Source organism: Mesorhizobium sp. M8A.F.Ca.ET.165.01.1.1 (genome assembly GCF_004792065.1).
Taxonomy (GTDB): Bacteria; Pseudomonadota; Alphaproteobacteria; order Rhizobiales; family Rhizobiaceae; genus Mesorhizobium.
The window spans coordinates 737,407-761,934 of the sequence record NZ_SRTH01000002.1; the positions used below are offsets into that span (position 1 = coordinate 737,407).

General features: G+C 62.8%; 21 protein-coding genes. 12 read left to right on the forward strand and 9 right to left on the reverse strand.

Annotation, left to right across the window (positions count from 1 at the left end; all coding sequences use genetic code 11):
* Positions 1 to 25 precede the first annotated feature (25 nt).
* The 3 genes from EN808_RS08315 (at position 26) to EN808_RS08325 (ending at position 1,606) form a co-directional block, all read left to right on the forward strand.
* Complete coding sequence (locus EN808_RS08315; RefSeq protein WP_127280305.1) at positions 26 to 424, forward strand: NADH:ubiquinone oxidoreductase subunit NDUFA12; 399 nt, start codon at positions 26 to 28, stop codon at positions 422 to 424.
* A gap of 139 nt (positions 425 to 563) precedes the next feature.
* Positions 564 to 1,160, forward strand: coding sequence for a DUF2155 domain-containing protein (locus tag EN808_RS08320; RefSeq protein WP_127280304.1), 597 nt, complete (start codon positions 564 to 566; stop codon positions 1,158 to 1,160).
* Positions 1,161 to 1,222: 62 nt separating this feature from the next.
* Positions 1,223 to 1,606, forward strand: coding sequence for a hypothetical protein (locus EN808_RS08325; protein ID WP_127869412.1), 384 nt, complete (start codon positions 1,223 to 1,225; stop codon positions 1,604 to 1,606).
* A gap of 10 nt (positions 1,607 to 1,616) precedes the next feature.
* On the opposite strand, the gene aat is transcribed toward EN808_RS08325, so the two are convergent.
* The 6 genes from aat to EN808_RS08355 form a co-directional block, all read right to left on the reverse strand.
* On the reverse strand, positions 1,617 to 2,234 hold the full coding sequence (aat, locus tag EN808_RS08330) for a leucyl/phenylalanyl-tRNA--protein transferase (RefSeq protein WP_127869411.1): 618 nt from the start codon (positions 2,232 to 2,234) through the stop codon (positions 1,617 to 1,619).
* 12 nt (positions 2,235 to 2,246) lie between these two features.
* On the reverse strand, positions 2,247 to 3,590 hold the full coding sequence (gene accC, locus EN808_RS08335; protein ID WP_127280307.1) for an acetyl-CoA carboxylase biotin carboxylase subunit: 1,344 nt from the start codon (positions 3,588 to 3,590) through the stop codon (positions 2,247 to 2,249).
* A gap of 10 nt (positions 3,591 to 3,600) precedes the next feature.
* A complete protein-coding gene (gene accB / locus EN808_RS08340; protein ID WP_127279917.1) occupies positions 3,601 to 4,062 on the reverse strand; it encodes an acetyl-CoA carboxylase biotin carboxyl carrier protein in 462 nt (153 codons plus the stop codon).
* Between the two features lie 26 nt (positions 4,063 to 4,088).
* Positions 4,089 to 4,523, reverse strand: a complete 435-nt coding sequence (gene aroQ / locus EN808_RS08345) for a type II 3-dehydroquinate dehydratase (RefSeq protein ID WP_127279916.1) — start codon at positions 4,521 to 4,523, stop codon at positions 4,089 to 4,091.
* A gap of 145 nt (positions 4,524 to 4,668) precedes the next feature.
* Positions 4,669 to 5,544, reverse strand: coding sequence for a DsbA family protein (locus EN808_RS08350; protein ID WP_135915532.1), 876 nt, complete (start codon positions 5,542 to 5,544; stop codon positions 4,669 to 4,671).
* Positions 5,545 to 5,613: 69 nt separating this feature from the next.
* Positions 5,614 to 7,008, reverse strand: coding sequence for a M48 family metalloprotease (locus tag EN808_RS08355; RefSeq protein ID WP_127279914.1), 1,395 nt, complete (start codon positions 7,006 to 7,008; stop codon positions 5,614 to 5,616).
* Between the two features lie 147 nt (positions 7,009 to 7,155).
* Here EN808_RS08355 and EN808_RS08360 point away from each other — a divergent pair, with 147 nt between their 5' ends.
* Both EN808_RS08360 and EN808_RS08365 read left to right on the forward strand, forming a co-directional pair.
* Positions 7,156 to 8,304 (forward strand): aminotransferase class I/II-fold pyridoxal phosphate-dependent enzyme, encoded by a 1,149-nt coding sequence (locus EN808_RS08360; RefSeq protein WP_135915533.1) that lies wholly within the window; start codon positions 7,156 to 7,158, stop codon positions 8,302 to 8,304.
* A gap of 4 nt (positions 8,305 to 8,308) precedes the next feature.
* A complete protein-coding gene (locus EN808_RS08365; RefSeq protein ID WP_135880264.1) occupies positions 8,309 to 9,238 on the forward strand; it encodes a glutaminase in 930 nt (309 codons plus the stop codon).
* Between the two features lie 97 nt (positions 9,239 to 9,335).
* Here EN808_RS08365 and EN808_RS08370 read toward each other — a convergent pair whose 3' ends face one another.
* Positions 9,336 to 12,329, reverse strand: coding sequence for a ribonuclease E/G (locus tag EN808_RS08370; protein WP_135915534.1), 2,994 nt, complete (start codon positions 12,327 to 12,329; stop codon positions 9,336 to 9,338).
* Between the two features lie 652 nt (positions 12,330 to 12,981).
* On the opposite strand from EN808_RS08370, the gene EN808_RS08375 reads away from it, so the two are divergent.
* The 7 genes from EN808_RS08375 to EN808_RS08405 all read left to right on the forward strand — a co-directional run bounded on the left by EN808_RS08375 (position 12,982) and on the right by EN808_RS08405 (position 21,258).
* Positions 12,982 to 14,244, forward strand: coding sequence for an N-acetylmuramoyl-L-alanine amidase (locus EN808_RS08375; protein ID WP_127869406.1), 1,263 nt, complete (start codon positions 12,982 to 12,984; stop codon positions 14,242 to 14,244).
* 213 nt (positions 14,245 to 14,457) lie between these two features.
* On the forward strand, positions 14,458 to 16,902 hold the full coding sequence (locus EN808_RS08380) for a penicillin-binding protein 1A (RefSeq protein WP_127869405.1): 2,445 nt from the start codon (positions 14,458 to 14,460) through the stop codon (positions 16,900 to 16,902).
* A gap of 123 nt (positions 16,903 to 17,025) precedes the next feature.
* A protein-coding gene (gene prfB, locus EN808_RS08385; RefSeq protein ID WP_127279146.1) for a peptide chain release factor 2 occupies positions 17,026 to 18,157 on the forward strand; the annotation gives its coding sequence in 2 pieces (ribosomal slippage) (positions 17,026 to 17,091 and positions 17,093 to 18,157; 1,131 coding nt in all).
* A 586-nt stretch (positions 18,158 to 18,743) separates the two neighbouring features.
* A complete protein-coding gene (locus EN808_RS08390; protein ID WP_127279145.1) occupies positions 18,744 to 19,112 on the forward strand; it encodes a hypothetical protein in 369 nt (122 codons plus the stop codon).
* A gap of 130 nt (positions 19,113 to 19,242) precedes the next feature.
* Positions 19,243 to 19,611, forward strand: coding sequence for a GFA family protein (locus tag EN808_RS08395; protein WP_127279144.1), 369 nt, complete (start codon positions 19,243 to 19,245; stop codon positions 19,609 to 19,611).
* 152 nt (positions 19,612 to 19,763) lie between these two features.
* A complete protein-coding gene (locus EN808_RS08400; protein ID WP_015318025.1) occupies positions 19,764 to 20,414 on the forward strand; it encodes an OmpA family protein in 651 nt (216 codons plus the stop codon).
* A gap of 238 nt (positions 20,415 to 20,652) precedes the next feature.
* The gene (locus EN808_RS08405; protein WP_135864240.1) at positions 20,653 to 21,258 is read left to right on the forward strand and encodes a hypothetical protein; all 606 of its coding nucleotides are present in this window, start codon (positions 20,653 to 20,655) and stop codon (positions 21,256 to 21,258) included.
* Between the two features lie 156 nt (positions 21,259 to 21,414).
* Here EN808_RS08405 and EN808_RS08410 read toward each other — a convergent pair whose 3' ends face one another.
* Positions 21,415 to 22,992, reverse strand: a complete 1,578-nt coding sequence (locus EN808_RS08410; RefSeq protein ID WP_189343638.1) for a DEAD/DEAH box helicase — start codon at positions 22,990 to 22,992, stop codon at positions 21,415 to 21,417.
* Between the two features lie 192 nt (positions 22,993 to 23,184).
* On the reverse strand, positions 23,185 to 23,958 hold the full coding sequence (locus EN808_RS08415; protein WP_127280995.1) for an NAD kinase: 774 nt from the start codon (positions 23,956 to 23,958) through the stop codon (positions 23,185 to 23,187).
* Between the last annotated feature and the right edge of the window lie 570 nt (positions 23,959 to 24,528).

The following is a 24,528-nucleotide window of genomic DNA, read 5'->3' on the forward strand; positions in this document are numbered from 1 at the left end:
GCGCCACCAGCGCGAGGGTTCTGAGATGAAGACTTTCCTGACGCAGTTTTTCACCTGGTGGAACAGCCAGACGCTGGGAACGCGCCTGCACACCTGGCGGTACGGCAAGAGGGTCGGCCAGGACGAGGCCGGCAATGTCTACTATGAAGGCGGTATCGATTCGGAAGGCCGTACGCGCCGTTGGGTCATCTACCGCAACTATTCGGAAGCGTCGGCCATTCCGCCGGGCTGGCACGGCTGGATTCACCATCGTGTCGATGTCGCTCCCCCCAGCGACGACTACCGGCCGCGCGACTGGCAAAAGCCGCACCTGCCCAATCTGACCGGCACGCCCGCGGCCTATCGCCCGAAGGGCTCGGTGCTGACCAACCAACATCGCCCGCAGGTCACCGGCGACTACGACGCCTGGACGCCGGGGTCGTAACGGCGCGGGTTTGTAACCGTAAGGTGCAGGCCGGTCCTTTATCGCCACAATTGGTGTTTAGCTGCTTGCTGATCAGAAAACGGCGACTAGCCTTGGCGATCGATGGAATCACCTGGGCGCGAACCACCGGTACCCCTGCATGAGCTTTTTCAACCTGATATCGACAGGCGGTCTGACGCTAGCCGCCAGCCTCGCCGTCAGCACCGTCGCCTTTGCGGCTTCACCCACACCTGCCGCCCCGGCGCCGCCAGCGGCAGCGGGATCGGATCGCATTGCCAACCCGGTCGCCGAGTTCGCCGGTATCGACAAGATCACCGGCCGCATCATCACCTTCGATGTCTATATCGACGAGACGGTGCAATTCGGCGCCCTGCAGGTGACGCCACGCGTCTGCTATTCCCGGCCGGAGAACGAGGAGCCGAAGACCGATTCCTTCGTCGAGGTCGACGAGATCACGCTCGACCGCAAGATCCGCCGCATCTTCACCGGCTGGATGTTTGCCGAAAGCCCTGGCCTCAATGCCGTCGAGCACGCCGTCTATGACGTCTGGCTGAAGGAATGCAAGCAGAAGTCGGATGTACCGGCGCCTGATGCTGGCAAGGCCGACGGAGCGAAAGCCGACGCCTCGAAGCCGGCCGCGACCAAGCCCGCCTCGGCCAGGCCCAAGCCCCCGGTCACTCCGGACGCGGCACAGCCGGACGACGCCGCGGAACCGGACACGACCACCGCCAACTGATCTCTTGGAACCGCCATGGCGGGCGCGCGTTGGAGCATCAAGACGTGCCCGGAGGATATGCTATGTCGGACAGCAAGCGGATCATGGCCAACAAGGCCGAGTTGTTGGAACTTGAAAAGGGGTTCTGGACGGGTGACAGTGCCTACTACGCCGCCAACGCGGACACCGAATGCCTGGTGGCGTTTCCGCGGATGGCCAAGGCGATGGATAATGCCGATCTGGCCGAGACCGCGACCAAGCCCAACCGCTGGCGCGATCTCGACATCGAGCTCAAGGGCATAATCGAGCCAGGCAGCGACATCGTCATGCTGACCTACGAGGCGCATGCGACGCGCGAGAATGGCGAACCCTACGCCGCACTGGTCAGCACCGGCTATGTCCACCGCGTCAACGGTTGGAAGATGATGTTCCATGCGCAGACGCCGCTCGAGGCCACCGCCAAGTAGGGCTTGATCCCTACGGAAAAAAGATCGCTTCGCCCTTCAGCGCGTCGGCCAGCATCTTCTCATACTTGCCGCGCGGCACGTCGACCGCGCCGAAGCGCTTGAGGTGCTCGGTGGTGAACTGCGTATCGAGGAGTGCGAAGCCGCGTGCCTTCAGGCGCTCGACGAGATGCACGAGACAGATCTTCGACGCGTCCGTCTCTTTGGAAAACATGCTTTCCCCGAAAAACACCCGCCCGAGCGAGACCCCATAGAGCCCGCCGACCAGACGCCCCCCCCGCCATGCCTCGACCGAATGGCAGTGTCCCATCCGGTGCAGTTGCACATAGGCTTCGCGGATCGGCGCGTTGATCCAGGTCGAGCGGCGCTCCTCGCGCTTTTCGGCGCAGCCGTCGATCGTCGCCTCGAAGTCGAAGTCGAAACGGATGTCGAACGGGTGCCTGCGGATCGTCTTCTGCAGGCTTTTGGGCGTGTGAAAGCCCTCGAGCGGAATGATGCCGCGCGTTTCCGGGCGCACCCAGAACACTTCCGGGTCACCAGCACTTTCGGCCATCGGGAACACGCCCGAGGCGTATGCCTTGAGCAGAAGGTCGGTGGGGATGCGATAGCCTGGCGCGTATGGACGGGTCATCGCGTCCCCGCGCTATTCGCCCTTGGCCAGATATTTTTCCAGCCAATGGATGTCGTAGTCGCCGTTGGCGATGTCGGCATTGCCGACGAGATCGCGAAACAGCGGCAACGTCGTCTTGATGCCGTCGACGACGAATTCGTCGAGCGCCCGGCGCAGCCGCATCATGCATTCGACTCGGTTGCGCCCATGCACGATCAGCTTGCCGATCAGGCTGTCATAGTAGGGCGGGATCTTGTAGCCGGAGTAGACACCGGAATCGACGCGGATTCCGAGGCCGCCGGGCGTATGAAAATGGGTGATCGTGCCGGGCGAGGGGGTGAAGGTGCGCGGATCCTCGGCATTGATGCGGCATTCGATGGCGTGGCCGTTGAACTTGATGTCTTCCTGCTTGACCGAAAGGCCGCCGCCGGAAGCGACGCGGATCTGCTCGTGGACCAGATCGATTCCGGTGATCGCTTCCGTCACCGGATGTTCGACCTGGAGACGCGTGTTCATCTCGATGAAATAGAACTCGCCGTTCTCGTACAGGAACTCGATCGTTCCGGCGCCCGAATAGCCGAGATCGGCAATCGCCTTGGCGCAGATGCCGCCGATGCGCGACCGTTCCTCGGCGTTGAGCGCCGGCGAATTGGCCTCTTCCCAGACTTTCTGGTGGCGCCGCTGCAGCGAGCAGTCGCGCTCGCCAAAGTGCACGCCGCCGCCGAAGCCGTCGCCAAACACCTGCACCTCGATGTGGCGCGGCTTCTCCAGGTATTTCTCGATGTAGACCGCGTCGTCGCCAAAGGCCGCGCCGGCCTCCGAACGCGCCGTCTGCAGGGCGATTTCGAGGTCCGCCTCGGTATGCGCCACCTTCATGCCGCGTCCGCCGCCGCCGGCCGACGCCTTGATGATGACGGGATAGCCGATCTCGGCGGCGATCCGCCTGGCTTCCTTTTCCTCGGTCACCGCACCGTCGGAGCCGGGCACCACCGGAATGCCAAGACGCTTTGCGGTGCGCTTGGCCTCGATCTTGTCGCCCATGACGCGGATATGGTCGCCGGACGGACCGATGAAGGTGATGTTGTGCGCCGCCAGGATGTCGGCGAACTTGGCGTTCTCCGACAGGAAACCGTAGCCCGGATGCACGGCGTCGGCGCCAGTGATCTCGCAGGCCGCGACGATCTGGTGGATGTTGAGATAGCTGTCGCGCGACGGCGGCGGACCGATGCACACGCTTTCGTCGGCCAGCCGCACATGCATGGCGTCGGCATCGGCGGTCGAATGCACCACCACCGTCTGGATGCCGAGTTCCTTGCAGGCGCGCAGCACCCGAAGTGCGATTTCGCCGCGATTGGCGATGAGGATCTTCTGGAACATCCGGCTCGCTCTACTCGATCACGACAAGCGGCATGCCGTATTCGACCGGCGTCGCGTCCTCGAACAGGATCGCCGTCACCGTGCCGGCGCGCGGCGAGGGAATCTGGTTCATCGTCTTCATCGCCTCGATGATCAAGAGCGTCTGTCCTTCCTTGACCTTCTGGCCGACCTCGATGAACGGCTTGGCGTCCGGCGACGGCGCCAGGTAGGCAGTACCGACCATGGGCGAAGGGACGGCGTTCTTGGACACGTCGACCGCGGCCGGGGCAGCCACGGCGGCAGATTGGGATGCCGCTGCCGGCGCATAGGCCGGTTGCGGTGCGGCGATCGCATGGACGGTGGGCGCCTGCCGCGACACCCGTACCTTCAGGTCGCCGAGTTCAACCTCGATCTCGGTCAGGTTGGTGTCGTTCAGTATGCCCGCCAGATCGCGGATCAGTTGCTGGTCAACACCGGTCTTCTTTATCGACATTTTCGAGCCTTCTGTTTGTTGGCCGGTCATAGGCGTGCGGCCAGCGCTTGCAGCGCCAGCGTGTAGCCGAGCGGCCCAAAGCCACAGATCATGCCGACAGCGACCGGCGCGACCATGGAGACGTGGCGGAACGGTTCCCGCGCGTGGATGTTGGAAAGGTGAACTTCGGCGACCGGCAGCGGCGCGATCGAGCGGATGGCGTCGTGGATGGCAATCGAGGTGTGGCTGTAGGCGCCTGGATTGATGACGATGCCGGCGGCCTTGTCGCCGGCTTCCTGGATCCAGTCGACAAGATCGCCTTCATGGTTCGACTGGCGGAAATCGATCTCGATCCCGAGCGCTTTGCCTGCCTGCTTGCAGTCGTCGGCGATGGCCGCGAGCGTCTTGCCGCCATAGATGCCCGGCTCGCGCTTGCCGAGCGCGTTGAGATTGGGACCGTTCAGGACGAAAACCGTTTTCAAAAAAGTCGACCTTTTCCGGCGCCGACGTCAAGCCGGCGCGCTGGGCCTCTATACCGGGCATAGTCGCCCGCGGAAAGAGCGCAAGTGCGTTCTTTCACTGTCCACAACAGGCCGAAACGTGCCCGTGAAGAAAACCACTCGCCGGTCAAAGCGCGGCTTTCGCCGCCTCGATCTTTTCGGCAAGCACTTCCTGCCCGAGCGCCCCGAACACGACCTCGTTGCCGACGACGTAGGAAGGGGTTCCGGTGATCTGCAGCTTGTTGGCAAGATCGTAAGTCTTGGAGAAGGCCTCGGGGATCGACGCGTCCTTCATCTTCTCGCGCAGCGTCGCCTCGTCGGCGCCGAGCGAAAGTGCGATCTTGATCGCGGTTGCCTCGGTGGCGCGCCCCTGGCCGCCGAGCAGCGCATTGTGGAACTCGCCGTACTTCTCCGGCATCATCAGGTGGAACGCCATCGAAACGACGCTGGCCTTCTGCGAGTCCGGGCCGAGGATCGGAAATTCCTTGAGCACGAAGCGCAGATCCGGATCGGACTTGGTCAGGGCCCGCATATCCTCGATGGCGCGTTTGCAGAAGCCGCAATTGTAGTCGTAGAACTCGACGATCGTTACCTTGCCGTTCGGGTTGCCGACGACGCCGTCGAAGGTGGAGTTGAAGATCTGGTCCTTGGCGTTCTTGATGACGCCGAGCGCCGCGAGCCGCTGCTCCTCCTTCTGCTTGGCCTCGAGTGCGTCCTGCACTTCGAGCAGCACTTCCGGATTCTTCAGGAGATAGTCGCGGATGATTCCCTCGACCTCGGCGCGGTCGATTTTGGTATCGGCCACGGCCGACTGGGCAGGCTGCGCCGTCTGGACAGGCTGCGCCGTCTGGACAGGCTGCGCCGTCTGGACAGGCTGCGCCGTCTGGGCAGGCTGCGCCGTTCCGGCCTTCGCAACCTGCGGATTGCCGGCCACGAAACCGAAAGCCACCATGGCAAGGGCGACCGCAACCCCCGTGGTGCACAGCAGCAGTGCCTTCTTCATCGTTCTCGTTCCTTCTGCCTGTTTTCCGGTCTGGCTGTGTCGCAGCACACGGCCGGAGGGTTCATGAGTTTACTGGCTCTTGCCTGATGATTTGTAGTTTATGATGTCCTGGGCGCGTATCCAGCGCGGCTCGCCGCGCTTCATCTGCTGTTGCGCCCGCATGGCGAAGATCTTCGCATCCTTGTAGTTACCGGAATAGAAATGGCCTTCGGCGGTGGCAAGCTCGGCGCCCGGTATGTCTCCCAACTCGCCGTAAGCCTGCGCCAGATAACGATAGCCGGTGGAGTTTTCCTTGTCGCGCCCCAGGCCATTGTTGATCTGCACGACAGCTTTCTTGAGCGAGTCGGGCGTGCCGACCGCCATCAGCGCCTGGCCAAGCGAGACAGGCAGCAGGCCGGACCGTGCCGGATCGAGGCTGACAGCCTTGGCGTAGGCGTCGGCCGCATCCCTAGGCTTGTTCGCCTTCATCAATATATCGCCGCGCAGTTCCTGGAAGTAGGCATTCTTGGGCTGCGCCTTGATCAGGGCGTTGGTTTTGGCGAGCGCCGCGTCGAGGTTGCCGTAGAGATAGGTCGACTGGGCATCGCCGTATAGCGCCGCCATGCCGCCGCGCATCTTTTGTATCAGCCGCGCCGCGGCGGCCTGGCCTTCCATGTAGACGGCAATCTTCACCCGCATCATGTCATGGCGCTGCTGCAGCGTCGGCGCGTCGAGCTTGTCGACATTGGGGCTCTGCTTGACCAGCACCTCGAGATTGGCGATGCGGTCCTGCGGCATCGGATGGCTGATCCGGTAGGGATCGACCTGCGCGCCTGACAGCGACAGCGCGGTCTGGAAGCGGTGGAAGGTCTTCAGCATGCCCATGCCGGACTGGCCGGTGGCATTGAGATAGGTGATGGCCGAGCGGTCGGCCGTGATTTCCTCGGTGCGCTGATAGGCGAGGATGCTGCGCTGCGCCATCTCGCCGCCGCCAGCCGCCACGCCCATGCCGGCCCCGGCAAGGCCGCGGCTGTTTGTCGTCGCGCCGGCGACCATGGCGCCGGCACCGAGCAAGGTGGCGATGATGGCCATGGTCTTGGCGCGTTCGAGTTGCTCGCGCAGTTTCTGCTGGTGGCCGCCGGCGATATGCCCGGCTTCGTGCGCGATGACACCAATGATTTCATTCGGTGTTTCAGCCGTCATCAGCGCGCCGGTGTTGATGAACAGCCGGCGCCCGGTGACGAAGGCGTTGAAGCTGGAATCATTGACCAGCACGATGTCGATGCCGTCATTCGCCAGCCCGGCCGCCTTGAAGATCGGCCGTGCATAATCGCGTACCAGAGCTTCGATCTCGGCGTCGCGTACCACTGGCACGCCCTGGGCGAAGGCGGTCACCGAACCGGCCACTGCAACCGCGGCGGCAAGCGAGATCGTCGCGAAGACACGCGCTGCCCGGGCAATCGTCGATCTGGGTCGGCTCAACATAATGTGTCCACTGGTAGACGAGCGGGCGAAAGATGAAAAGTCGGCGCCTGAAAAACTTCCTCAACTTGTGATCCTCACATCAATCGGGCATTTGTGCGGCGCATGCGTCAGGACCTGGCGCGCTCAATCCTCGCAACAGGGGTAAAAATGGTCGTTTCGCTCTCCCATCGCGGCAATGTCGAGCCGTTCCACGCCATGGATGTGCTGGCCGAAGCGAACCGGCTGAAGGCACAGGGCGTGCCGGTGATTTCCATGGCGGTCGGCCAGCCATCCGATCCGGCGCCTGTCAGGGTTCGCGCCGCCGCGGCCAAGGCGCTGGAGGTTGGACGCATCGGCTATACCGACACCTTGGGCCTGGCCCCGCTGCGCAAGGCGATCGCGGGGCATTACGCGGATCACTACGGCCTCGATGTCGACCCTGGCCGGATCGCGGTGACCACCGGATCGTCGGCGGCCTTCAATCTCGCTTTCCTGGCGATGTTCGATCCCGGCGACCGGGTCGCCATCGCCGCGCCCGGCTATCCCGCCTATCGCAACATCATGGCAGCCCTTGGCATCGACGTGGTCGAAATCGAACTCGGCGACGCGGCTTATCTGCATGCCGGTCATCTGCAGGCCGCGCATCGGGAGAAGCCTCTGAAGGGCGTGCTGTTTGCAAGTCCGGCCAATCCGACCGGCGCCGTCATACCGGCCGACGAACTGGCGACCCTGGTCACCACGGCGGAATCCCTCGGCATCGCCGTCATTTCAGATGAGATCTATCATCGGCTTGCCTATGGGGCCCCAGACACCACGGCACTCGCCTTTAGCAACAGCGTGACGGTGATCAACTCGTTCTCGAAATACTATTGCATGACCGGCTGGCGCATCGGCTGGATGGTGTTGCCGGAAGACCTCGTGCGGCCGGTAGAGCGCATCGCCCAGAGCCTCTACATCTCGCCGCCGGAGCTGTCGCAGATCGCGGCGATCGAGGCCTTTGCCGCAACCGAGGAATTGCAAGCGGTGAAGCGGCGCTATGCCTGGAATCGCGAGCTTCTGATGAAGCGCCTGCCGGAGCTGGGTTTTCCCCTGACGGCGCCCATGGATGGCGCCTTCTATGCCTTTTGCGATGTCACCCGGCACAGCAATGACAGCATGGCCTTTGCCCGCAAGATGCTGGCCGAGGCGCATGTGGCGGCGACGCCCGGCCGTGACTTCGACACCCGGGCGGGCCACCGCACGATGCGGTTTTCCTATGCCGGCAGCCACGACGACATGGTCGAGGCGATGGCGCGCATCGAACGCTGGTTGAGGTAGCGCCATGCCGGAGCTCGAACAGGCGCTGGCGGAAGTCGCGGCGGAAATGGCTGAACGCACCGATCGCGGCGATGTCGCGACCTACATTCCCCAACTGGGCAAGATCGATCCAAAGAAATTCGGTATCGCGGCCGTCACCAATGACGGCGGCGTGCTGGTGGCTGGCGATGCCGACCAGGCTTTTTCGATCCAGAGCATCTCGAAGGTGTTTACCCTGACGCTGGCGCTCGGCAATGTCGGCGACGCGCTGTGGAAGCGGGTCGGGCGCGAGCCGTCCGGCAACCCGTTCAACTCGATTGTCCAGCTCGAGCATGAGAACGGCATTCCGCGCAATCCGTTCATCAATGCCGGCGCTATCGTCATTTCCGACATCCTGCTTGCCGGCCACCAGCCGCGCGAGGCGATCGGCGAGATCCTGCGCTTCATCCAGTTCCTCTGCGACGACGAGACCATCATCATCGACCGCGAGGTCGCGGCTTCCGAACGGGCCACCGGCTACCGCAACTTCGCACTCGCAAATTACATGAAATCCTTCGGCAATCTCCATCATGCGCCGGAATTGGCGCTGGGCGTCTATTTCCATCATTGCGCCATCGCCATGAGCTGCCGGCAACTGGCAATGGCCGGTCGCTTCCTCGCCAATGGCGGCAAGAACCCGGCGACCGGGTATCAGGTGGTGTCGGCGGAGCGGGCGCGGCGCATCGGCGCCATGATGCTGACCTGCGGCCACTATGACGGCTCCGGCGATTTCGCCTTCCGCGTCGGTATTCCCGGCAAGAGCGGCGTTGGCGGCGGTATATTGGGTATCGTGCCGGGGGTCGCCTCGCTTGCCGTCTGGTCGCCCGGCCTCAACGCCAACGGCAATTCCAAGCTGGGTTCGATCGCGCTGGAAAAGCTCGCCAGGATGATGAACTGGTCGATCTTCGCGCCATAGCGATCACGACCTGCCGGATATGAAAAATCCCGCGCCGTTCGTTTCGATCGGCGCGGGATTCTTTTTGTCAGAAAATCAATTCAAGAATTTGAAAAGCCTAGAAAAAGCCTTTCCGCTGCCACCAGCCGGCACGCTTGGGCTTTTCTTCGGATTCGGCTTTGGCTTCCGGCTCATCGGCGACGGTCGAGGAAACCACCGGTACGACAGGTGTATCGGCGGCTGCCGCCTTGCGGCGTGATGGCCGGGCCTTCGGTGTCTCCCCGGCGACCGCTGCCTCGTCCGATGCCGTGGCTGGCGTCGCGGCGGCTGCCTGAACGGCCGCTTCCGCGGTCGGCTCCTCGGCCACAGCCTCGGCGGCTGCCTTCTTGGGCTTGGCTGCGCGCCGCGGCTTCTTTGGCTTTTCGGTGCTAGGCACCTCGTCGCTCACAGTAGCCGCCGGCTCTTCGGCGGCCGCCGCAGCCACCGGCTCGATCGACACAGGCTCGCTTAGCGAAGCGTCAGCCTCGGCAGGCTCGGTCGTTTCGCCGGCTGCCGCCTCCGTCTCGCCTTCACCGTCTTCGCGACGGTTGCGCTTGCCGCCGCGCTTGCCGCGCCGGCGCTTCTTGCCTTGGCCATCGTCGGATGCTTCCGCCGTTTCGACGGTCTCCGTTGCGGCGACCGCAGCGTCGTTGTCCAGCTCGACATCGTCATGGTCCGCTGCGCTTTCCGACGCAGAGAGGCCGTCCTCCGAGGTGGAATGGGGCGCGCCGTCGGTCGGGGCTCCATGCTCGCGGTCGCGATCCTTGCCGCCGCGCCGCCTGCGACGCTTGCGGCGCTTGCGGTCGCGGCCTTCGCCTTCCTCGCCGGATCTGGGCTGCTGATGCTGCGCCGGCTGGGCGTGCCGTGGCTGCTCGGCCTGTACCGGCGCTTCGTCCTCCTCCTCGGCGACGACGATCTCGTCCTCGGGCTCTTCCGGCTCGACATAGGCCGGCAGGCTGCGCGCCTCGACGAAACCTTCCGGCTTTTCGGCCAGCGCGCCGCGGAAGATCGCGTAGTGCTGGGCACCAACCGTATCGTCGGCCTCGATGGTGACGGTCAGGCCGAAGCGGCTTTCCAGTTCCACCAGCGTGCCGCGCTTGTGGTTGAGCACGTAGAGCGCGGTCGCGGCCGGCGTGCGCACCGTGATGTGGCTGCGCGAATCCTTGAGCAGGAACTCCTCGATCGCCCTTACCACCATCAGCGCCACCGACGAATCGGAGCGCACATGGCCGGTGCCGCCGCAATGCGGGCATGGCTTCATGGTCGATTCCAGCACGCTGGCGCGGATGCGCTGACGCGACATCTCCATCAGGCCGAAATGCGAGATGCGGCCGACCTGGATGCGGGCGCGGTCGTTCTTGAGGTGATCCTTCAGCCGCTTCTCGACGGAGCGGTTGTTGCGGTTCTCCTCCATGTCGATGAAGTCGATGACGATCAGGCCGGCAAGATCGCGCAGCCGGAGCTGGCGGGCGACTTCCTCGGCCGCTTCCAGATTGGTGTGGAGCGCGGTGTCCTCGATCGAGTGCTCCTTGGTGGAGCGTCCCGAATTGACGTCGATGGCGACCAGCGCTTCGGTCTGGTTGATGATGATGTAGCCGCCGCTCTTCAGCGTCACTTGCGGCTGCAGCATGCGGTCGAGCTGCGCCTCGATGCCGTTGCGCACGAAGATCGGCGTCGTATCGCGGAACGGCTGAACCACCTTGGCGTGGCTCGGCATCAACATGCGCATGAAGTCCTTGGCTTCGCGGTAGCCCTCGTCGCCGGAAACCAGGATCTCGTCGATATCCTTGTTGTAGAGATCGCGCACCGAACGCTTGATCAGGCTGCCTTCCTCATAGACGAGGGCAGGGGCGGTGGACTGGAGCGTGAGATTGCGCACGTTCTCCCACAGCCGCATCAGATATTCGTAATCGCGCTTGATCTCCGCCTTGGTGCGGCTCTCGCCGGCGGTCCGCAGGATGACGCCCATGCCTTGCGGCACTTCTAGATCGGCGACGACCTCCTTGAGGCGCTTGCGGTCGACCGCGCTGGTGATCTTGCGCGAAATGCCGCCGCCGCGCGCCGTGTTCGGCATCAGCACCGAATAGCGGCCGGCAAGCGACAGATAGGTGGTGAGCGCTGCACCCTTGTTGCCGCGCTCTTCCTTGACGACCTGCACCAGCAGGATCTGCCGGCGCTTGATCACTTCCTGGATCTTGTACTGGCGGCGCACCGGCTTGCGGCGGTTGCGCACTTCCTCGAGCGCATCCTCGGCGCCAACCGATTCGATCTCATGATCGTCCGGATGGGAAGAGGATACTTCCTCGAGCATCCCGCGGTCATTGTCGACGGAAGTGGCTTCGCTGCCCTGTTCCGCCTGCGGCACGGGTTCGGAAATCACGTCGCCTTCGACGGAGGCGGCGATCGACTTGGGGCCACCGTCGCTGGTTTCGCCTTCATCCTGTTCGGAAGAACCCCCGTTATCTTCGGATGCCCCGTTATCTTCGGATGCCCCGTTATCTTCGGATGCAACGTCACGTTCCGATGCACCGGCGTGTTCCGAGGCATCGGGTTCCATGGTTCCCGAAACGTTGGACATGTCCTCGGCGACGGCATCCGCGCCATTGTCGTTGTTTTCGTCTGTCTCGCCGGCGACCTCGTTTGCCTCGCCGGAATCGGCCGTGCCGGCATCGCGCCTGTTTTCACCACGGTCGCGGCTCTTGCCGCCGCGCCGGCGACCGCGCCGCCCGCGATCCCGGCTCTGGCGATCGTCGCCTTCGCCGTCCTCGTTCTCTTCGTCCTCGGCCTCCTGCGCTTCAGCGCGCAGCAGTGCCTGACGGTCGGCGACCGGAATCTGGTAGTAGTCGGGGTGTATTTCACTGAAGGCGAGAAAACCGTGACGGTTGCCGCCATATTCGACAAAGGCTGCCTGAAGGGAGGGTTCGACGCGCGTTACGCGGGCGAGGTAGATATTTCCTTTGAGCTGCTTCTTGTCCTGCGATTCAAAGTCGAATTCTTCGATACGGTTACCGCGTACGACGACAACGCGTGTTTCCTCCGGGTGGGAGGCGTCTATCAGCATTTTGTTGGGCATTATTTCGTTTCCCCCCGGCAGCCGTCAGCCGCAGCTGGCGGGGCAAAGCCCGCTGCTGTGTGTCTGGATGAGAGTGGGTGCCGGATAATTGAACGTCCGCCGGACGGTGCCTGCGTGTCATGGCGGTGCCGCCCGCAGCCATATTGGCGCGGTTTGATGCGGACGTTTCCATGATTGCGCTTGAAGCCATCGTCACCAGCAGAACCTTTTGAACCAAAGCCCGGAAACCGGACCAGCTTGTTTGCTCATACAGAGCCGGCGCGGGAACAACCCGGCCGTTTTCCTCACGCAGGCGATTCCCCCGCCACGGGAGCACACCTGCGAAATTCGTCGCAATCACCTGAAGCCTTTTCGCGTGAAGCGAAAGGAGCCGCCTTTCATCTGACCCTGTAGCAGGAAGCTGCGGAGGAGGGCGGTTCCAGGATTGCAGTGATCCACCATCGCTTTTATGATTTGGCGGGTTGGAAGGCAACCCCGATTTCCGATGCCGGCAAAAAGCAGTTCCGTAACGTAAGCCTGGGTCCGAACCTTGCATGAAAAGGCTTGGTTAACCTTCTCTGGATACCAATCGTTAATCGAATTCGCGGCCTGACCGGCGCGTCGATGAAATGAACGGGCGCCGGGCGCCAAACCGGGAGCGACTGGAAGAGAGATGGGACTGGCGGACTTCACAGACAAGGGATGTCGTGTTGGCGGCCAGAGTCTCCATGCCTTCTGCCTCGTGTTGCTGGTGGTGTTTTCGTCTGCCTTTTCCACGCTTGCCAGCGCCGCCGACACGACGCTTGTGGCGAGGGGCTACAAAATGGCCGGCGATGCCACCAAGATGCGCATCGTCATGGAGTTCGATCGCGAGCCTGACGTCAAATGGTTCCTGCTGCGCGGGCCCAATCGCCTTGTCATCGATCTTGCGAACACCCGATTTGCCGTAGATGCCAAGGATTTGAAGCCGCGTGGCCTGGTCAAGGGTGTGCGGCTGGGCGAACTCGGCGAGGGCGTCGCGCGGCTGATTCTGACCGGCAAGGGACCATTCGCCGTCGACAAGCTCGATGTGCTCAAGAATGAGGACGGAACCGGCTACCGCATTGCCGTCGACATGTCGGCGGCCTCCGAACGTGAATTTGATGCCGCCCTTGCCAACCAGGCGCTGACCACCGGTTCCACGGTTTCGACCGACAAGGGCGGCCGGGTCGGCACCGGACCTGTCTCCAATCCGGGCCACCGGTTCACCGTCGTCATCGACCCCGGCCATGGCGGCGTGGACGGCGGTGCCGAAGGCCTGAACGGCACCATCGAGAAGAACGTCACGCTGGCCTTTGCCACGGAACTGCGCGACAAGCTCGCGGCGGTCGGCAGATACGATGTCTTCATGACCCGTGATACCGATGAATACCTGCGCCTGGACGACCGCGTGCGCATCGCCCGCCAGCATGAGGCCGATCTGCTGATTTCGATCCATGCCGACACGATCAGCGTCAAGGGTATCCGCGGCGCCACTGTCTATACGGTCTCCGACAAGGCTTCCGATCCGGAAGCACAGGCGCTTGCCGACCGTGAAAATCTGTCCGACCAGTTCGCCGGCATGGTCATCAAGGACGACAACAAGGAAGTGACCGACATCCTGATCGACCTGATCCGGCGCGAGACGCACACTTTCTCGATGAGTTTTGCCCATACTTTGGTCGGTCAGCTCTCGACAAGCGTCGGCCTTATCAACAATCCGCAGCGTTCGGCCGGGTTCAAGGTGCTGAAGGCCCCGGACGTGCCGTCCGTGCTGGTCGAGCTCGGCTATCTCTCCAACGCCAAGGACGAGGCGCAACTGCTCGACACCGAGTGGCGCGGCAAGGCAGCGCAAAGCATCACCAACGCCGTCGCATTGTTCGCTTCCGCGCGCGCCGGGCCTGGAACCGGAGGTTGACGATGCCCGCGGCGCCTGCAACCAGAGGCGGCGTTGCGGGATGACAACACCCGGTGCTTTTATTTCAGGCTTGCGGCCTCGAAACGCGGCCCTGCCGTATTTTGTCCACATGGTGGCGACATGGGTTTTCGATTGCGGATTGGGACCGGCTCGAAAGCTTGCGTGGAAGGCGGCTTCGTTTAGGAAATTCCCGAACCAAGGACTGGAGCGGGTATGATTCGTCTCATTGGCTATTTCTTCGGCATCGGCACGACGCTGGCCCTCCTGGCCGCGGCGGGCGTGGCCCTCTACATCGGCCATGTGGCAAAGGATCTGCCCGACTACGAAGTGCTGGCCAAGTACGAGCCTCCCGTGACCACCCGCATCCATGCCTCGGATGGCGCGCTGATGGCGGAGTATGCACGAGAAAGGCGCCTGTATTTGCCAATCCAGGCCATCCCGGATCGCGTCAAGGCTGCCTTCCTGTCCGCGGAGGACAAGAACTTCTACAGCCACCCTGGTGTCGACATTACCGGGTTGGGCAGAGCGGTGATGACTTACGTTTCGGGTGGCCCCATGCAGGGCGGCTCGACGATCACCCAACAGGTTGCCAAGAACTTCCTGCTCACCAACGAGCGCTCCCTGGAGCGCAAGGCCAAGGAAGCCATCCTTTCGTTTCGCATCGAGCAGGCCTATTCCAAGGATCGTATCCTTGAGCTCTATCTCAATGAGATTTTCTTCGGCTTCAACGCCTATGGCGTTGCCGGTGCCGCACTGACCTACTTCGATAAATCGGTGAACGAGCTGACCGTGGCCGAGGCCGCCTATCTGGCATCGCTCCCGAAAGGCCCGGCCAACTACAATCCCTTCAAGCACGCCGACCGGGCAATTGAACGGCGAAACTGGGTGATCGGCCAGATGGTCGAAAACGGTTACGTTACGCCCGAAGAGGGCGCGAAGGCGAAGGCCGAGCCGCTTGGCGTTGCTCCGCGCCGCACCGGCTCCTACCTTTTCGCCGGCGAGTATTTCACGGAAGAGGTTCGTCGGCAGATCATCGCCCGCTACGGCGAGAACGCCCTTTATGAGGGCGGGCTGTCGATTCGCACCACCCTTGACCCGAAGGTCCAGCTCATTGCCCGCAAGGCGATGCAGAACGGATTGATGAAATACGATACTCTGCGCGGCTATCGCGGGCCGGTGAAGACGATCGACGTCTCCGGCGACTGGGGTGTGCCATTGGGCGCCGTCAAGGGGCTGGAAGACGTTCCCGAGTGGTCGCTTGCCGTCGTGCTCGACAGTTCGGCATCCGGCCTGTCGATCGGCCTCCAGCCCGCGCGCCAGGCGTCGGGCGACATCGTCAAGGACCGCGTCGAAGGCACCGTCAGCAAGGACGACATGGGTTTCGCCATGCGCCATCTGGTCGATGGCAAGACGGTCAAGGCAAAGTCGCCGGCCGACGTGCTGAAGCCCGGCGACGTCATCTTCGTCCAGAAGAACGACGGTTCCGACAATGCCTACAGCTTGCGCCAGGTTCCCGAGGTGGAAGGCGGCCTGATCGCGATGGATCCGCACACCGGCCGCGTGCTGGCCATGGTCGGAGGTTTCTCTTATTCGCAGTCCGAATTCAACCGCGCCACCCAGGCCATGCGCCAGCCGGGCTCCTCGTTCAAGCCGATCGTCTATTCGGCCGCGCTCGACAATGGCTATACCCCGGCCTCGGTGATCATGGACGGACCGATCACCATCCAGAGCGGCAACACCACCTGGACGCCGAAGAACTATGACGGCACGGTCGCCGGTCCGGCAACGCTGCGCTCCGGTATCGAGAAGTCGCGCAACCTGATGACGGTGCGCCTTGCCAATGACATGGGCATGAAGCTGGTCGTCGAATATGCCGAGCGCTTCGGCGTCTATGATCATCTGGCGCCATATCTGCCGATGGCGCTGGGTTCGGGCGAGACGACCGTCATGCGCATGGTTTCGGCCTATTCGATCATGGCCAATGGCGGCAAGTCGATCAAACCGTCGCTGATCGATCGCATCCAGGACCGCTACGGCAAGACGGTGTTCAAGCAGGATGAGCGTGGCTGCGAAGGCTGCAACGCGCCTGAATGGAAGAACCAGCCGGAGCCGGAACTGGTCGACAATTCCGAGCAGGTGCTCGATCCGATGACCGCCTACCAGATCACCTCGATGATGGAAGGTGTCGTCCAGCGCGGCACCGGCGCCACCATCGGCGAGCTTGGCCGCCACATCGCCGGCAAGACCGGCACCACCAACGACGAGAAGGACGCCTGGTTCATCGGTTTCACGCCGAACCTCGTGGTCGGCCTCTACATGGGCTACGACACGCCGCGCGGCCTTGGCCATGGCGCCACCGGCGGTGGTCTTGCGGCCCCGATCTTCAAGGATTTCATGCGCGTGGCGCTGGACGGCACGCCCAATGTCGACTTCAAGGTGCCTGACGGCATGAACCTGATCGCCATCAACCGCAAGACCGGCATGCGCGCATCCTCGGGCGATCCCGGCACCATCATCGAGGCCTTCAAACCGGGCACCGGCCCCGCCGACAGCTACTGGGTGATCGGCATGGGCGCCGATGGCTCCAACGCTTCCGGCGGCGCCCTGTCGCCGCAGGCCAACCAGGCCATCCAGGACGGCGGCGGCGGCCTTTACTGACGAATTCAAACGTCCAAATGGGTCAGCCTCGGGCTGGCCCATTTCGCTTTACACATGGCGGCACCGTCCCTATGTATCGCGCCGACCGAAGCGTCATTCAGCAACAGGACAAAATATCAGGCCATGCGCGCGGAAACGCAGAATATTGTCGACGAGATCAGGCAGGCGATAACCCTGCTGAGGAGGCATCTTTGACTGGGATCAGGCCATAAAGCGGCTTGAATACCTGAACGTGCGAGCCGAGGACGCCAGCCTCTGGAACGAACCGCTGGAAGCGCAGAAGCTAATGCGCGAACGCCAGGGCCTCGAGGAAGGCATCGCGGCGGTCAAGGGCCTGACGCAGGCGCTGGAAGACAATATCGGCCTGATCGAGCTCGGCGAGGAAGAGGGCGACGAAGGCGTCATCGCCGAGGCTGAGGCCGCGATCCGTTCGATGCAGGGCGAGGCCAAGGCCCGCCAGGTCGAGACGTTGCTCTCGGGCGAGGCCGACGCCAACGACACCTATCTCGAAATCCATGCCGGCGCCGGCGGTACCGAAAGCCAGGACTGGGCCTCGATGCTGTTGCGCATGTATACGCGCTGGGCCGAGCGCCGCCGCTTCAAGGTCGAGGTGCTGGAAGTGCATGACGGCGAAGAGGCGGGCATCAAATCCGCCACCTTGCTGATCAAAGGGCACAATGCCTATGGCTGGTTGAAGACCGAATCCGGTGTCCATCGCCTGGTGCGTATTTCGCCCTATGACAGCAATGCGCGCCGCCATACGTCCTTCTCCAGCGTCTGGGTCTATCCTGTCGTCGACGACAGGATAGAGATCGACGTCTCCGAATCCGACGTGCGCATCGATACCTATCGTTCGTCCGGCTCGGGCGGCCAGCACGTCAACACCACCGATTCGGCCGTGCGCATCACCCATATCGCCACCGGCATTGCCGTCGCATGCCAGGCCGAACGCTCGCAGCACAAGAACAAGGCCAAGGCCTGGGAGATGCTGCGCTCGCGCCTCTACGAGGAAGAGCTGAAGAAGCGCGAAGCGGTCGCCAACGCGACCGAGGCCTCGAAAAGCGATATCGGCTGGGGTCACCAGATCCGTTCCTACGTGCTGCAGCCCTATCAGCTGGTCAAGGATCTGCGCACCGGCGTCGAAAGCACAAGCCCGTCGAGTGTGCTCGACGGCGACCTCGACGACTTCATGGAAGCCTCGCTTTCGCAACGCATCGAGGGCGGCGCGGGAGAAGCGGTGGCGGATCTGGACTAGAATCCGGCATATCTTGAGGCGGGGATCGAACGGGATAAGTGCACCCTTGCCGAAGGGCCCCACAGGCTGATCCATTTCGGCGACGAGAGCAGCCATGATACGCATTGCAGCCGTTCCGGCTTGTTGCTCTATTCGCTCGTCTGCGACGGCGCCTATGTCCACGTCGCCATGGGCACGCTGGCTGACGATCCAACGATTCGGCCGACGGCGCATATCTAGTCGGCTCCAAGGCGCCGTGGTTCACCATCGCCGACGACCCGCCGCAATAGGAAGAGCACGCCGTCCCGGACGCATAGCCGGAACCAATCAGTCCCGGAATTCGTTGACTGCCATCTTGCAGACCCGGCGATGTCAACCTTCTGTTTACCAAGCCGGCGCACCCTTTAGAGCTGACTTATCGGCGCTCGGCTGCACCGTAGCCGAAGCAATTTCTTGCGCCGACCAAGGAATCAGCCCAGCATTCGGGCTGTAACAGAAGCATTTATGGCCGGACGCGGCATATCTGCGAGCTGACGATACGGCCACTGGGAAGACACGTTCCGGGAACGGGCAAGCGCAACGCTTGATGCTCGAAAGGAATGTTTCGATGTCTGCTGCCTCGTCTAGATCGGCCCAAGCCGTTCATCCGGCCGGCCGACTGCTGTTTTCCTTGTTTGCGATGGCGGCGCTGACGGCGCCTGCCTTGGCCCACGATGCCAAGCCCAGCCCGGTCCTGCCGCAGGGCTGGAGTTATCCCTTTGCTTGCTGTGCAAACTACGATTGCCGCACGACCCATTCGGGCGAGGTGCTGGAGAAACCCGAAGGCTATGTGATCGCCGGGACAGGGGAGGTGGTCCCGATGACCGACAGGCGCGTGAAGGACAGCCCCGACGGCGAATTCCACTGGTGCGCGCATCAGGCGGGTCTCGACGCGGGCAAGACCATCTGCCTGTTCGTGCCGCCACGCTCGTACTGACAAAGCAAGTGCATCGTCGCTTCGAACGATGACGATGCTCAGTCGCGATGGAGCATGCTGACAGGCAGTTGCCAGGAGCGCTTCTTTATGTTGCCCTGCCGCATGGGCGGTGGACAATGGAGAAGACTTCATGGCCATCAAGGGAAGCTGCCACTGCAAGGCGACGATATTCGAGGTCTCGGAGGCGCCGCAAACGGTGACGCAATGCACCTGTTCGTTCTGCTCGAAACGCGGCTCGCTTTGGGCCTACTATACGCCATCGCAGTTCAAGCTCATCACACCGCAGAAGAACGTTTCCTTCTACCAATGGGGTTCAAAGACCATAAAGCATGGGTTTTGCGCCACCTGCGGCTGCGGCACCTTCACCGAAACGCCGGACTGGTCGACCGGCGAGCCGGACTTCGACAATCCGAAGATCAGCGTCAACTCGCGGCTGTTCGACGATTTCGATCTCGACCAGGTCGAAGTGGTGGTCATCGACGGCAAGAATCTCTGGTAGCCCGTGATGGCGCTTCGTCAGGCAACTGGCTCCGGCGAAAAGCTGCAACGGCCACTTTTCCCGTTCCGTTTTTCGCCGCATTTCATGGTACAAGTCGCGCCAAGGGCTGATTTGGCGCCATCGTAAGGCGTGACTTGGAGAGGGACCATTCTATGAAAAAGACCGTGCTCGTCGTTATGGCGACGGCTCTGCTCGTGACTGCGTGCACCACCACCGATCCGTATACGGGCGACCAGAAGATTTCCAACACCGCCGCGGGCGCCGGTCTTGGCGCTCTTGCAGGCGCCAGCCTTGGTCTGCTTGCCGGCGGCAATGATCGCCGCAATGCGCTGATCGGCGCCGGCATCGGCGCGCTGGCTGGCGGTGCGATCGGCGCCACGATGGACCAGAACGAGGCGGAACTGCGCCGGCAGCTCGAAGGCACCGGCGTCAGCGTTACGCGCAGCGGCGACCAGATCATCCTCAACATGCCATCGGATATCACCTTCAACACCGACCAGGACGCGGTGAAGCCCGGCTTCTACCAGGTGCTTAATTCCGTCGCCCTGGTGCTGAAGAAGTTCAAGCAGACCACGGTCGATGTTTTCGGCCACACCGATTCGACCGGTGGCGACCAGCACAATTTCGATCTGTCGCAGCGCCGCGCACTGGCGGTCGCCAACTACCTGTCCGGTCAGGGCGTCGATCAGCGTCGCTTCGCCGTCACCGGTTTCGGCAAGACGCGACCCGTCGCCTCCAATGCCACGGCCGAAGGCCGGGCCCAGAACCGACGCGTCGAGATCCAGCTTTCGCCGCTCACCTGATTGTTCGGCAAGAAATGCGAAGCGGCCCCACATGGGGCCGTTTTTTGTTGCGCGGACTCGACCCCCTTCAGTGTGGTACTGGAAAATTAGCTAATTCTAAATAATAGCTTTCCCGCGGTCATGGAAAGGAATAGCATCGATGCTGTTCCAGAGGGGATGAGGCGGTACAACTGGCCGCGAAATCAGCACTTTCCGCCTCGGTCTTGCACGGCCAGATCATGAAATCTGGGAGGAATGCATGACAAGAACAATCAGCCTTGGACGCTACGGCGTCCTCGCTTTGACAAGTGTTGTAGGTGCCTGGTTGGGCCTCGCTGCGGCTCATGCCGAGGACGCCAACAAGGCCGACATCGAGGCCTTGAAGAAATCGCTTGTCAAATATCAGGACTACACCGCCGCCGTCCGCGATCTCTATCTGTCGACCGTCGGCTGCGTCTACTACAGCGGCGAAAAGATACCTGGCTCCATGGACTATCCGAAGGGCGCCATGGGCATCCATTTCGTCAACGTCCCGAGCGTCGGCCAGAAACTCGACCCGATGAAGCCCAACGTCCTGATCTATGAGCCGACCAAGAAAGGCCTGAAGCTGGTTGGCGTGGAATGGCTGGTGCCGCTAACCCCGGACATCAAGGCGCCGCCGAAGCTGTTTGGCCAAACCTTCATGGGTCCGATGGAGGGACACTATCCGCTTATTCCAAGGGAGTTCGTCCACTACGATCTTCACGCCTGGCTCGACGACAATCCGAACGGCATGTTCAGCCCGACGAATCCGAAGGTGAAATGCAACAAGGCCGAGTTTCCGATGCTGGAGAAACCGACCAAGATGATGCCCGGACCGATGTGACCTGGAGCGGACCAGCGTCCAAAAGAATCGCTGGCCCCCCAAAGCTTCGTTTCCAAGCAATTCACGACGGGAAAGCACCATACGGCTTTTCCTCGATTGCTCTTGGCTGCAGGGCGAAAAGGAAGGCAAGCCGGCTAGGCGGCTTGCTGGCTGGCGTCAGACCTTGGCGACGATGCGCATGAAGGCCGGCATGTCGTCGCCGAAGCCGACGGTGGTGTCATTGTCTTCCTGATGGTGGCGGGCAGGGCGGCTGTTGCTGCGCTGCGGCCTGGTGTCACCGCGCTCAGGTGCGCGCGGCTCATTGCGGTCGGACGATTTGCGCTCGGTGTTTTCCGAGCGGATCGCATCCTTGCGCGCGCGCCGTTCGACAATATCGGCCGTCTCGGCCACATCCGGCTGCGGTTGAGCAACCGCGGTCGCGGCATCTTCCTCGCTGCGTCTGCCGCGACGCTCGCCGCCCTTGTTGCGCGCGCCCCTGTCGTTGCGGTCCTCGTCCTTGCGGCCGGCGCGGCGCGGCGCGCCTTTGCCACGGCGCGGAGCATCGTCCTCGCCTTCGCTGGCAACCACTGTCGACAGGTCGCCGTCATGCCACTCGATCTTGTTGCCGATCAGCCGCTCGATGGCGTCGATATATTTGGTGTCGGACTTGGTCGCGATGGTGAAGGACTTGCCTGAGCGGCCGGCGCGGCCGGTGCGGCCGATGCGGTGGACATAGTCCTCGGCATGGATAGGCACGTCGTAGTTGAAGACATGGCTGACGTCGGGAATGTCGAGGCCGCGCGCGGCGACATCGGAGGCGACGAGATAACGCAGCTTGCCGTCACGGAAATTGGCCAGCATCTGCATGCGGGCGCGCTGGTCCATGTCGCCATGCAGTGCGCCGGCGTCGAAATCATATTTCAGCAGCGAGCGGAACAGCTCCGAAACCTCGATCTTGCGATTGCAGAAGATGATTGCGTTCTTCAGCTCCGCATCCTCGGCCTTGATCAGGTTGCGCAGCGTTTCGCGCTTGTCCCAAGGCTTCGAGCCCGATTTGACCAGTCGCTGGATGATGTTGGTGGCCGCCGACGCGGCCTTGGAGACCTCGACGCGAACCGGCGCGTGCAGGAATTTTTCCGTCAGCTTGGTGATCTCCGGCGGCATGGTCGCCGAGAAGAACAGCGTCTGCCGGGTGAACGGAATCATCTCGCAGATGCGTTCGATATCGGGAATGAAGCCCATGTCGAGCATGCGGTCGGCCTCGTCGATGACGAGGATCTCGACGCCGTTGAGCAGCAATTTGCCGCGCTCGCGGTGGTCGAGCAAACGACCCGGCGTCGCGATCAGCACGTCGGCGCCGCGCTCCAGCTTCTTGTCCTGCTCGTCGAACGACACGCCGCCGATCAACAATGCGATGTTGAGCTTGTGGTTCTTGCCGTATTTGACGAAGTTTTCTTCGACCTGCGCGGCAAGCTCACGCGTCGGCTCGAGGATCAGCGTGCGCGGCATGCGGGCGCGGGCGCGGCCCTTTTCCAGCCGGGTCAGCATCGGCAGCACGAAGGAGGCGGTCTTGCCGGTGCCGGTCTGGGCAATACCCAGCACGTCCTTGCCGAGCAAGGCGTGCGGGATCGCACCAGCCTGGATCGGGGTCGGCTGGGTATAGCCGGCATCGGTGACTGCGGAAAGCACCTTCGGCGACAGGCCGAGGTCTGAAAAGGTCAACGCTTCTTGAGCGATCGTCGTGTCTGAGGACAAGTGTTGCTGTCTTTGGCTGGTTCGGGGAAGCGCAACGTCATTCGTCGCGGCAAGCGCCACGCGCCTGCAAGATTGGTATTGCGATTAGGCGCAAGCCCGCGATTTGTCAACAGAAACGGGCAGGGTTGGCGCGATTGTGAAGTTGTAACCTTAATCGCGATGCTTAATCCGGCCGCTTGTCTGTGTGCCGGCTCAGTAACGGAACTGTTCGGCCAGGATGCGCTCGTTCCAGGAGTGATTGGGATCGAACAGCAAAGTCGCCGTGGCCGTCGGCGATTCCCGCACCGTAACCGAGGTCACCGCCTTGACCTCCGTGTGGTCGGCGGCAGCGTTCACCGGCCGCTTTTCCGGCTCCAGAATGTCGAAGCGCACGCTCGCCTTGTTGGAAAGCAATGCGCCGCGCCAGCGTCGCGGACGAAACGGGCTGACCGGCGTGAGAGCCAGAAGTGGCGCATCGAGCGGCAGGATCGGGCCGTGCGCGGAAAGATTGTACGCGGTCGATCCGGCCGGCGTCGCGATCATGACGCCGTCGCAGCTCAGTTCCTCCAACCGTACCTGGTCATCGACGCTGATGCGGATCTTGGCCGTCTGATAGGATTGGCGCCACAGCGCAACTTCGTTGATCGCCACCGCCGTGAGGTGTTCGCCGTCCGAGGTGGTTGCCAGCATCTCCAGCGGTCGGATCGTTTCGGCGACCGCAGCCGCGATGCGCTCGGTGAGCCCGCCGGACCGATACTCATTCATCAGGAAGCCGATCGTGCCACGGTTCATGCCGTAGACTTTCTTTCCCGTACCCATCGTTTCGCGCAAGGTCTGCAGCAGGAAGCCGTCACCGCCCAGCGCCACCACGACAGTCGCTTCGGCGACAGAACATTGACCGTAGCGCGCCGACAGGCTCTCCAGCGCCGCCTTGGCGTCCGTTGTGTCGGACGAGACGAAAGCGATGCTGTTGGCGGCTGTGCTCATGGCTTCCCGATCGCGACCGATTGGCGCCGGCAGGTACTGGCCGCGCCAGCGCCGGGGTAGCATGGGGCGGGCGGGTCTGCAAAGAGACCCTCTGCCAGTTCGCGCAGCGACGCGCGGCAGCGCCGCCGCACGGGGCGGTCGCGGTTGATGTCGTGGCGCGATCGAATGTGATCGTTAAGGTCGGGCTTAAGGCCTCGTAAAGCCGGATCGATCATGTTAGCCGGCATGGGTGGCGTGGGGCGCCCGCGGCACCGCCTTATCCTTCGGGACGCAAAGGACGCTGCGGTACGGTAGATTTGTGTGCATGATCCCGCGGATCCTAATGCCAGCGGGACATGCGCCAGCCAGACGAGGCCGACACATTGCCGGTAGCACGCCTGATCATCGTCTTTGTCATGTTGGGAAGTTTCGCGCTTGTCTTCGCTGAACTGGTGCGCCAGTCGGAACAAATGAGCGCCAGACCGGTTCCCACCGCGTCACGCTGCGGTGATGCCGCCGGGATGCCTTGCCCGCAAAGGGCCCTGTAGGCCGCCAGATACGCTGACCGATCGGCACCATCCGAGTATCGCC

Excerpts from the sequence above, each read along its gene's own strand:
- EN808_RS08315 (WP_127280305.1), top strand. The coding sequence starts at position 26 with ATGAAGACTTTCCTGACGCAGTTTTTCACCTGGTGGAACAGCCAGACG.
- EN808_RS08320 (WP_127280304.1), top strand. The coding sequence starts at position 564 with ATGAGCTTTTTCAACCTGATATCGACAGGCGGTCTGACGCTAGCCGCC.
- EN808_RS08325 (WP_127869412.1), top strand. The coding sequence starts at position 1,223 with ATGTCGGACAGCAAGCGGATCATGGCCAACAAGGCCGAGTTGTTGGAA.
- aat (WP_127869411.1), bottom strand. The coding sequence starts at position 2,234 with ATGACCCGTCCATACGCGCCAGGCTATCGCATCCCCACCGACCTTCTG.
- accC (WP_127280307.1), bottom strand. The coding sequence starts at position 3,590 with ATGTTCCAGAAGATCCTCATCGCCAATCGCGGCGAAATCGCACTTCGG.
- accB (WP_127279917.1), bottom strand. The coding sequence starts at position 4,062 with ATGTCGATAAAGAAGACCGGTGTTGACCAGCAACTGATCCGCGATCTG.
- EN808_RS08350 (WP_135915532.1), bottom strand. The coding sequence starts at position 5,544 with ATGAAGAAGGCACTGCTGCTGTGCACCACGGGGGTTGCGGTCGCCCTT.
- EN808_RS08355 (WP_127279914.1), bottom strand. The coding sequence starts at position 7,008 with ATGTTGAGCCGACCCAGATCGACGATTGCCCGGGCAGCGCGTGTCTTC.
- EN808_RS08360 (WP_135915533.1), top strand. The coding sequence starts at position 7,156 with ATGGTCGTTTCGCTCTCCCATCGCGGCAATGTCGAGCCGTTCCACGCC.
- EN808_RS08365 (WP_135880264.1), top strand. The coding sequence starts at position 8,309 with ATGCCGGAGCTCGAACAGGCGCTGGCGGAAGTCGCGGCGGAAATGGCT.
- EN808_RS08370 (WP_135915534.1), bottom strand. The coding sequence starts at position 12,329 with ATGCCCAACAAAATGCTGATAGACGCCTCCCACCCGGAGGAAACACGC.
- EN808_RS08375 (WP_127869406.1), top strand. The coding sequence starts at position 12,982 with ATGGGACTGGCGGACTTCACAGACAAGGGATGTCGTGTTGGCGGCCAG.
- EN808_RS08380 (WP_127869405.1), top strand. The coding sequence starts at position 14,458 with ATGATTCGTCTCATTGGCTATTTCTTCGGCATCGGCACGACGCTGGCC.
- EN808_RS08390 (WP_127279145.1), top strand. The coding sequence starts at position 18,744 with ATGTCTGCTGCCTCGTCTAGATCGGCCCAAGCCGTTCATCCGGCCGGC.
- EN808_RS08395 (WP_127279144.1), top strand. The coding sequence starts at position 19,243 with ATGGCCATCAAGGGAAGCTGCCACTGCAAGGCGACGATATTCGAGGTC.
- EN808_RS08400 (WP_015318025.1), top strand. The coding sequence starts at position 19,764 with ATGAAAAAGACCGTGCTCGTCGTTATGGCGACGGCTCTGCTCGTGACT.
- EN808_RS08405 (WP_135864240.1), top strand. The coding sequence starts at position 20,653 with ATGACAAGAACAATCAGCCTTGGACGCTACGGCGTCCTCGCTTTGACA.
- EN808_RS08415 (WP_127280995.1), bottom strand. The coding sequence starts at position 23,958 with ATGAGCACAGCCGCCAACAGCATCGCTTTCGTCTCGTCCGACACAACG.